5 protein-coding genes and 2 pseudogenes are annotated in these 5,950 nt (G+C 69.0%); 4 read left to right on the top strand and 3 right to left on the bottom strand.

Annotated elements, in window-relative coordinates; genetic code table 11:
- The 3 genes and pseudogenes from ACXAID_RS26705 to ACXAID_RS26695 all read right to left on the bottom strand — a co-directional run.
- A pseudogene (locus ACXAID_RS26705) lies at positions 1-212 on the bottom strand (hypothetical protein); the annotation flags it as partial.
- A 167-nt stretch (positions 213-379) separates the two neighbouring features.
- Positions 380-1,279 (bottom strand): serine/threonine-protein kinase, encoded by a 900-nt coding sequence (locus ACXAID_RS26700; protein ID WP_475025195.1) that lies wholly within the window; start codon positions 1,277-1,279, stop codon positions 380-382.
- A gap of 58 nt (positions 1,280-1,337) precedes the next feature.
- Positions 1,338-2,354, bottom strand: coding sequence for an oxygenase MpaB family protein (locus ACXAID_RS26695; RefSeq protein WP_475025194.1), 1,017 nt, complete (start codon positions 2,352-2,354; stop codon positions 1,338-1,340).
- 81 nt (positions 2,355-2,435) lie between these two features.
- Here ACXAID_RS26695 and ACXAID_RS26690 point away from each other — a divergent pair, with 81 nt between their 5' ends.
- The 4 genes and pseudogenes from ACXAID_RS26690 to ACXAID_RS26675 all read left to right on the top strand — a co-directional run.
- Positions 2,436-3,017, top strand: a complete 582-nt coding sequence (locus tag ACXAID_RS26690; RefSeq protein WP_475025193.1) for a TetR/AcrR family transcriptional regulator — start codon at positions 2,436-2,438, stop codon at positions 3,015-3,017.
- Between the two features lie 106 nt (positions 3,018-3,123).
- Positions 3,124-4,134 (top strand): acyl-ACP desaturase, encoded by a 1,011-nt coding sequence (locus ACXAID_RS26685; protein WP_475025192.1) that lies wholly within the window; start codon positions 3,124-3,126, stop codon positions 4,132-4,134.
- 62 nt (positions 4,135-4,196) lie between these two features.
- Positions 4,197-5,315, top strand: a complete 1,119-nt coding sequence (dusB, locus tag ACXAID_RS26680) for a tRNA dihydrouridine synthase DusB (RefSeq protein WP_475025191.1) — start codon at positions 4,197-4,199, stop codon at positions 5,313-5,315.
- Between the two features lie 208 nt (positions 5,316-5,523).
- Positions 5,524-5,950, top strand: a pseudogene (locus ACXAID_RS26675) (LCP family protein); the annotation flags it as partial.

Here is a 5,950-nt window from a genome sequence, read left to right as displayed (position 1 = left end):
GCGCTGGGCGCGGCGACGATCTCGAGTCCAGGTACCACGGGCGCCGGGGGCGCAGCGGGCGGTGCGGACTGCGCGACGGGCTCAACCTCGGCGACCTCGACCGGCGGACCGGGGTCCCCCTTGGCGAACAGCAGCACGGCGGCCGGCGCGCACACCGAGGCCACGTACACCGACGGGTTGCGTCGCTTTCTGGCTATCGAGTGACGACCCACGCATAGCAAGATACGTGGAAACGCAGCAATGTACAGCACCGGTTCCTGAAATTGAATACGACGCGCGGATCGTTACCGGACCGCGACCGCTCGGTTAGCGATGCTCCACCCTATGCTGGCACAACCTCGGATCGGCGACATCTGCGCAGGTCACGCTGGGCGAACGCTCAGAGCGCCAAGACCACCGCAGCAATCACCAGAACGGCCAGGACGGCCGCCCAGGCGACCAGCACGCCGGTGGAGCGTCGCGGCGGTTCGACCCTCGCGTCCAGGCTGGCGCGCATCTGCTGGGCGGTGCGGAACCGCCAGCGCGGGTCACGGGCCATCGCCCGGTCGACGGTGGCGGCCAGCGCGGGGTCGATGTCGGGGCGCAGCACGCTCAGCGGCGGCAGCGCGGCGGCGTTGATCGCGTCGGCCAGCGCGGCGAGATTGTCCTGCGGGTAGGCCCGCCGCGCCGTCAGGGCCTCGTAGGCCACGACGCCGAGGGCGTAGAGGTCGTCGCCGGCGACGGCGGGCCGGCCGGCGATCCGGTCGGCGGGCAGGTAGGCCATCGTTCCGAAGACCCGGTTGGTCAGGGTCTGCGGGGTGTCGGCGCTCTTCGCCACACCGAAGTCGGCGATCTTGACCCCGCCGAATGGGGTGAACAGGATGTTGGCCGGTTTGATGTCGCGGTGCAGGACGCCGCTGGAGTGCGCGGCCTGCAAGGCGGACAGCACGTCGCCGATGATGGCGCGGACATGCTCGGCGGGCAGCGGTCCGCCGCGGGCCAGCACATCGGCCAGGCTCAGGCCGGTCAGCCGCTCCAGCACGATGTAGTGCCGGCCCTCGTGCACGCCGGTGTCGTGCACGGCCACGACGTGGGGGTGGTTGACCGCCGCCGCGGCGTGCGCCTCGGTGACGAAGCGGCGACGGGTGTCGGGCAGGGTGCACACGCCCGGGTAGAGCAGCTTCACCGCAACCGGCCGGCCCAGTCGGCGGTCCCAGGCATCGCGCACCTCGGCCATGCCCCCGCGGCCGAGGACACCCCTCAGCTCGTAGCGTCCGCCCAGGATCTCCGGCGCTTGCATGACATCCAAACTAGCCGGTCAGCGGCCGGGACAAACCTCGGCGCGCTGCTGTCGGCGCTCAGACCTTCGGGCTGTAGAAGTGCGGGTCGTCGCGATACTCGACGGGCGGGAGGTTGCGCGCCGGAGTTTCCACCAGCGGGGCGTCGGCCGGCAGCCGCCCGTGGGCGCGGTCCCAGGCCGATCGCTTGCGCGGGTGCATCAACAGGCGCTTGGGCAGCACTCTGGTGATGCGGTAGACCGCTTTGCCGAACTCGCGGTGCAACCACTCCTGGCGCGGGGACCAGGTGTAGCCCATCAGTTCGCGCACCGCCGGGTCGAACAGGCCGACGGTGGCGAAGTTGAAGAACTGCTGCATCGCCGTGACATTGGCCCGCCACATCCAGTCGGGCATCCATTGCAGCGAGGGGTGCTTGGGCATCGTAGAGAGGTCGAGCACGGCCCGGGCCGCCCAGTTGTTCTCCAACACGTTGTGGCACATGTGGTCCCAGTACTCGCCGAATTCCTCCCAGCTGCCGGGGACCGGGCGCATGCTCATCCCGTACATCCGGTACCACTGCACGTGTTCGTCGAACAGTTGGCGCTTCTGCTCCTCGGTGAGTCCGCCGCCGAGCCATTCGGCGGCCAGCAGCGTGGACTTGAAGAAGGTGGCGTGCGCCCAGTAGAAGACGTCCGGGTTCAGCGCGCTGTAGCGGCGGCCCTGGTCGTCGACGCCCTTGATGCCGATGTGGTAGTCGCGCACCTGCGCGCCGGTGGCCGGTGCGCGGTCGCCGTCGAACACCACGCCGCCGATCGGGTACACCGACCGGAACAGTCTGGGCATGCGTTCCAGGAAGAAGATCGAGTGCTGCTGCACCGCGGCGCCGAGTTGGGGGTGCATGTTCTGCATCGACCCGGCCCACGGCCCCTGCAGCATGCCGGTCCACTGGCCGAAGTACCGCCAGGTCAGTGAGTCGGGGCCGAGCGGCTGGGCAGGCGCGTCGTATCCGCCGCTGACGGGGCAGCCGGCGGCGACCGGCTCGGCGTCGGCGGCCGATCCCGTGGTCGCAGGACGTGCTGCGGACGTATCTTGAGTCACTGGTCGAATTTCCCTTCGAGCCGTCGGGAGCCACACGGAATTCTGACTACAGGCGTTGTCACATGAGAGCTTAGGAGAGCTGTGCCGTCCGGTCAACGACGCGGCAGGTGGTCGGGCGTTCCGCTGCGCGACCGGCGGGCGCTGCGTCGCGACGAACTGCTCGCCGCCGGGATCGGCCTGCTGGGCAGTCCGGACGGCCCCAGATTGACGGTGCGCGCGGTGTGCCGGGCGGCCGGCCTGACAGAGCGCTACTTCTACGAGAGCTTCACCGACCGCGACGAATTCGTCGCCGCGGTCTACGACGAGGTGTGCGCCGCGGCGATGGCCGCCCTGATGGAGTCGGACAGCCCGCGCGACGCCGTCGAGCGCTTCGTGGCGTTGATGGTCGACGACCCGGTACGCGGACGGGTGCTGCTACTGGCCCCGGAGGCCGAGCCGGTGCTGGCACAGTCCGGCGCCCGGTGGATGCCGAACTTCATCGAACTGCTCCAGCACAAACTGACCCGCATCACCGACCCGACGGCGCAGGCCATGGTTGCGACGGGCCTGATCGGGGCACTCACTGCGTTGTTCACGGCCTACCTCGACGGCAGGTTGTCCGCGACCCGGGAGCAGTTCATCGACCACTGCGCTGAGCTACTGCTCAGCGGCGCGGGCCGGTGAAACGGCTGCCGACCTGGGTGTGAGCCGCCGCGTGGCGGCTTGAATGTCACCGCTGTACACAGATATATTGAGTGCAACCACTAGGTACAGATAACTGGGAGGTGTCGTGTCGAAAGACCTGACCGACCTGCAACTGTTGACCGAACTCGAACCCGTCGTCGAGCCCCTGGTCAACCGCCATATGCGGATGATGAAGGACTGGAACCCACACGACTACATCCCGTGGTCCGACGGCAAGAACTACTACGCGCTCGGCGGCCAGGACTGGGATCCCGAGCAGTCACAGCTGTCCGAGGTCGCCCGGGTCGCGATGATGGTGAACCTGCTCACCGAGGACAACCTGCCCGCCTATCACCGCGAGATCGCGATGAACTTCACCATGGACGGCCCCTGGGGCTTCTGGGTGAACCGGTGGACGGCCGAGGAGAACCGGCACGGCATCGCGCTGCGCGACTATCTGGTCGTCACCCGCAACGTCGACCCGGTCGAGCTGGAGATGCTGCGCATCGAGCAGATGACCCGCGGCTTCTCCCCCGGTCAGAACCAGCAGGTGGAGGCCGACCTGTTCGCCGAGAGCCTGTTCGACTCGGTGATCTACGTGACGTTCCAGGAGCTCGCCACCCGCGTCTCGCACCGCAACACGGGCAAGGCGTGTGAGGAGCCCATCGCCGACCAGCTGCTGCAGCGCGTGTCGGCCGACGAGAACCTGCACATGATCTTCTACCGCGACGTCTCCGAGGCGGGCTTCGAGATCGCCCCGAACCAGGCGATGAAGTCCCTGCACAAGGTGCTGCGCAACTTCAAGATGCCCGGCTACACCATTCCCGACTTCCGGCGCCGTGCCGTCACCATCGCCTCCGGCGGGGTGTACGACCCGCGCATCCACCTCGACGACATCGTGATGCCGGTGCTCAAGAAGTGGCGCATCTTCGAGCGCGAGGACTTCAACGGCGAGAGCGCACGGATGCGCGACGACCTCGGCGCGCTGGTCGACGAGCTGCAGGACGCGGTCGACAAGTTCGAGATCGCCAAGCAGCGCCGCCTCGAACGCCAGGCCAAGGTCGCCGAGAAGAAGGCCGCCAAGGAGCAGCTGGTCGGCTCCGCCCCGGGACGGTGACCTCCGCGCCAACCCAAGCGCCGCACTCGGCCCGGTCTGCCAAGGCATTGCAGATCGGGCCGATGGCGCTGCGCAGCCCCGTGGTGCTGGCCCCCATGGCCGGCGTGACCAACGTCGCGTTCCGCACCCTGTGCCGCGAACTCGAGTTGAACCGCGCCGGCACCGTCAGCGGCCTGTACGTCTGCGAGATGGTGACCGCCCGCGCCCTCGTCGAGCGCCACCCGGTCACCATGCACATGACGACGTTCGCCCCCGAGGAGTCGCCGCGCTCGCTGCAGCTCTACACCGTCGACCCGGCCAACACCTACGCCACGGCCAAGATGATCGCCGACGAAGGCCTGGCCGACCACATCGACATCAACTTCGGGTGCCCGGTACCCAAGGTCACCCGGCGCGGCGGCGGGGCCGCTCTGCCGTACAAGAGGCGGCTGTTCGGCCAGATCGTCAGCGCTGCGGTCACCGCCGCCGAAGGCGCGGGTATCCCGGTCACGGTGAAATTCCGGATCGGCATCGACGACGAACACCACACCCATCTCGATGCCGGTCGCATCGCCGCCGAGGAGGGCGCGGCCGCGGTGGCCCTGCACGCCCGGACCGCCGCGCAGCGGTACTCCGGCACGGCCGACTGGGAGCAGATCGCCGCCCTGAAAGCACACGTCACCGCTGTTCCCGTCCTCGGCAACGGTGATATCTTCGACGCTCGAGACGCGCTGGCCATGATGGCCGCGACGGGCTGCGACGGGGTCGTGATCGGCCGCGGCTGCCTGGGGCGGCCATGGCTGTTCGCCGAGTTGTCCGCCGCCTTCACCGGCGCGGCACCGGTCGACCCGCCCACCCTGGGCGAGGTCACGACGATCATCCGCAGGCACGGCGAACTCCTGGCTGCCCACTTCGGAGAGGACAAAGGGATGCGGGACATCCGCAAACACGTCGCCTGGTACCTGCACGGTTTCCCCGCAGGCGCCGACCTGCGGCGTTCATTGGCCCTGGTCAAGACCATTTCAGAGCTCGACGACCTGCTCGGCGAGCTGGACCCCGACGTGCCGTTCCCCGACGCTGCCAGCGGGCCGCGCGGCCGCCAGGGCTCCCCCGCGGCGGTGAGCCTGCCGGAGGGCTGGCTCGACGACCCCGACGACTGCGCAGTGCCGGCCGGTGCCGATGTGATGAACTCCGGCGGCTGATCCTCAACAGGATCGAGACGTTTCTGACATCGGCTTTCGGCTAGCTGTCTCTCAGGATGTCTCAGTACGATGGGGGTTCAATGTGTCCCGCCCCCGCGGCGGGGCCTGTGACCAGTGCTTTACGACGGTAAGCAGGCACCCCGGGTGCCCGGTGCGCAACGGTGCGCACCCGTGAGAGTCAAGCGGTAGCTGGAAGGCCGGTAGGAAGATGAGTGACGGTGATCACGCCACTCCCGGCCGTCCCGGTCCCGACGACGACACGACCGATGCTCACTGGACTACCCCACCGCAGCCGCCGGCAGCAGGCGGCGCGCCGGATTCCGGGGCTGCGCGCACCCCGCTGACCGTCGCCGAGCTGATCGCCAAGATCAGCGCCGAATCCCCGGCGACGACCAGGCCGAAGCGCCATCGCGCCGTCATCGAACCCGAAGCCTTCGTCGTCGAACCGGAACCGGAACTCGAGCCGGACACCGACGCCGAGCCCTACCCCGCCCAGGACGATCTCGACACCACGGTGCTCCCGGTGGTCGCGGCTCCGCTCTACGCCGACGTGCCCGACCTCACCGAACTGCGCGACCGGGCCGAACCGGCACCGCCGCAGTCCGCCGAGGTGCGGCGGCCGCGACGGCCACGGC

It is taken from the genome of Mycobacterium sp. ABE4_509 (assembly GCF_056160785.1).
The sequence above is the reverse complement of the archived record's forward strand: the minus strand, read 5'-3'. Positions and strand labels throughout refer to the sequence as shown.

Bases quoted from the DNA above. Each gene is read 5' to 3' on its own strand.
- ACXAID_RS26700 (WP_475025195.1), bottom strand. From the start codon at position 1,279: ATGCAAGCGCCGGAGATCCTGGGCGGACGCTACGAGCTGAGGGGTGTC.
- dusB (WP_475025191.1), top strand. From the start codon at position 4,197: ATGGCGCTGCGCAGCCCCGTGGTGCTGGCCCCCATGGCCGGCGTGACC.